Origin of the sequence: Megasphaera paucivorans, from assembly GCF_900103535.1 — a bacterium.
Taxonomy (GTDB): Bacteria; Bacillota; Negativicutes; order Veillonellales; family Megasphaeraceae; genus Megasphaera_A; species Megasphaera_A paucivorans.
The window spans coordinates 1-2,347 of the sequence record NZ_FNHQ01000066.1 but is presented as its reverse complement, the minus strand read 5'-3'; the positions used below and the strand labels follow the sequence as shown (position 1 = coordinate 2,347).

Annotated in this window: 2 protein-coding genes; both read left to right on the top strand. The window is 34.9% G+C overall.

Annotated features, from left to right (window positions below):
* The first annotated feature begins 172 nt into the window (after positions 1-172).
* The gene (locus tag BLR11_RS13825; RefSeq protein WP_091653275.1) at positions 173-907 is read left to right on the top strand and encodes a LytR/AlgR family response regulator transcription factor; all 735 of its coding nucleotides are present in this window, start codon (positions 173-175) and stop codon (positions 905-907) included.
* 21 nt (positions 908-928) lie between these two features.
* Positions 929-2,203, top strand: coding sequence for a sensor histidine kinase (locus BLR11_RS13820; RefSeq protein ID WP_091653272.1), 1,275 nt, complete (start codon positions 929-931; stop codon positions 2,201-2,203).
* Positions 2,204-2,347 lie beyond the last annotated feature (144 nt).

The window sequence follows — 2,347 nt, the reverse complement described above, 5'->3', positions numbered from 1 at the left end:
AAGTGATTTAGTGAATATGTTTGATAATCCTAATCGGTAAGAACAGCCTAAAATGCTTGCAGGAACGTTTACACATTTATCTTGACACTATCAATGGTTGTATGATTTTGTTATACGATGTACACTATAAACTATATTCACATTACATTCACTTTATATGAGGAGAATATAGATGGATAGTGTGCAGATTGCTGTTTGTGATAACGAGTCGAAAGATAAAGATATGGTTGTGCGCTGTTTGCAGCAGTATTTACAAGAAAAAGGGCGGCAGGCAGGTGTTCGTGTATACGATAATGGTTTTGATTTGCTGGAGGAATTAAATAAACGCTATTTTGATATTATATTGCTTGATATTTTGATGCCAGGAATTTCGGGAATAGAAGTGGCGGAAGTTATTGGAAAAATGTATTCGCAGGCAAAAATAATTTTTTTGACAAGCAGCAGAGACTATGCTATTGAAGCATTTTCTGTTCAAGCGGTTCATTATTTGATAAAACCATTTCAAGAAACAGATTTTAATGAAGCCATGGATAGAGCGTTTTGTGAAATGAAAAGAAAAGAAAAACAGATTTCTGTTAAATTGGGCGGCGGTGTTGTTACAAAAATAGATATCGAAGAAATAGATTATATTGAAAATTATGCGCATGAGCAAAATTTGTATTTGAAACGGGGAAAAAAACTTTTGGCAAGGCAATCGTTGTCCTTTTTTTTAGAGTCTTTGCAACCGTTGGCACCGGGTCAGTTTGTTCAGCCTTGTAAAGGGTATTTGGTTAATATGAAAGCGATCCGGATTGTACAACAAGATGGAATTGTGCTTCTCTCCGGAGTAAAGATTCCTATTTCCCGGAATAACTTCCGGAGCATACGGGATGCCTATTTTGATTTTGGTTTTGCTAGTGATACATAGAATGTTGCGGAGACACCGATAATGAATACCTTTATCCTTTTGAACTTTATACGTGGACTGCCTACAGCTTTTTTATTATATGTGTTGCTTTTTACATTGGCACAGCCAAAATACAGCCGAAAAATTAATGTGTTCATTGTGATGTTGCTTGTTGCCATAGTAAGCGTCATAGATTTTTTGTTTTATCAAACGGCTGATTTTACAAATTTAACAAAAATCTTAATTATTCTTTATTTTATTGAATTTATTGTGTTAAAGCTTTTTTTTAAAGATAACTGGCTCCAATGGATTTTTTGCTACATTACAGTGATTAATCTCCATGGCTGTGTCTTGATTATTAGTTTTTTGTGGTCCCATTTTTTGCCGTATCCATATATTACTACTATCTTTGGACGTATTTTTTTGCTGGGTGTGACAATTGGACTGATTCAATATTACCTAAAACCGCAGTGTATGCAGTTAGAAAACTATTGGGCGCGATTTTCTTTTGTGGTAGTAGCTATTTGCTGCAATTATATTTATTATTTTTTGCATACAAAAGACATGGTTCAAGATATGGCGGCGGATTGTATCCCGCTTTTATTATTGGTGAGCTTAACGATAGTAGTATATTGTTCTATTTTTTGGGCTATGAAAACCATTGTTGGTTTTTGTTTTTTGAAGACAGAAAAGTTTCTTATAGAACAACAGGCCAAAGCTTTTGAATTACAACTGGCAAACTATAACAGTTTTGTGGAACAGGCCCGGCAAATCAGGCATGACTTACACCATCATAATGCGCTGTTGGTACAATATTTGGCAGAAGGATATATTGAAGAAGCAAAACAGTATCTTCAGGATTGTGAAAAAATAATTGTTTGCAATAATATAAAACGATATTGTCGTAATCAGGCAGCTAATGCAGTGTTTTTTTTATATGCTTCTCGGATACAAGAATTAGGTGTCAGTTATGAAGTTAATACCGATATACCGGAGAATATACCGTTGACAGCGGCAGAAACGGGAGCGTTACTTGCCAATGTTTTGGAAAACGCTATGGAGAGTTGTCAGCGTTCCTTTATACGAAACTGTTTTATTAAAGTTATAGCGGAAGTGAAAGATGAAAAATTGTTCATCCAAATTTCCAACACAGCCACTGTACCGGTTATTTTTGAAAACGATATGCCTCAGTCTTCGAAGGAAGAAGGAGGCATAGGAACCAGAAGTGTGCGATGTATTGTTGAAAAATATGGAGGAAGCTTACGGTTTAAAATTGAAAATAATATATTTTTGACACAAATAATCATACCTTTATAAAAAGAGCATGTTATAGAGTGCGTATACTGTTTATAAAAGTCAAAAGAGTGCCTTACAGCTGCAATAATGAAGTTGTAAGGCGTTCTTTCTGTCACGGTTTATTTCTTTTTAGGCGGCCAATGAATCGAATTTCCAAAAACAGCT

What these genes read in the sequence shown, in the direction of transcription:
- BLR11_RS13825 (WP_091653275.1), top strand. Translation starts at nt 173, where the DNA reads ATGGATAGTGTGCAGATTGCTGTTTGTGATAACGAGTCGAAAGATAAA.
- BLR11_RS13820 (WP_091653272.1), top strand. Translation starts at nt 929, where the DNA reads ATGAATACCTTTATCCTTTTGAACTTTATACGTGGACTGCCTACAGCT.